Origin of the sequence: Bittarella massiliensis (ex Durand et al. 2017), from assembly GCF_017566145.1 — a bacterium.
Classification (GTDB): domain Bacteria; phylum Bacillota; class Clostridia; order Oscillospirales; family Ruminococcaceae; genus Bittarella; species Bittarella massiliensis_A.
Map to the genome: position 1 here is coordinate 1 of NZ_JABFCL010000354.1, position 212 is coordinate 212.

Sequence of the window (212 nt, forward strand, 5' to 3'; positions counted from 1 at the left end):
GTATGGTTTCAGAAGCAAGGAGCTATTCCCATTCATTCCGTACTTCTGTTGCTCTGTCTCTTCTTTCCATCCTTCACACTTCCTTGCCGCCGCAGAATACAGAGAAAGATAATACGGCCCCTCAAACGTCAGACTCCACTGACATCCAATAGCAGTATCCATTTGGTAGGCCGTCTCTATCTTACCGCCATCCAATATCTGGAACAAAAGTC

General features: G+C 46.2%; 1 protein-coding gene. It reads right to left on the minus strand.

Annotated elements, in window-relative coordinates; all coding sequences use genetic code 11:
• A partial coding sequence (locus HJY11_RS14645) for a hypothetical protein (RefSeq protein ID WP_208076574.1) occupies positions 1–212 on the minus strand: 212 nt, incomplete at both ends.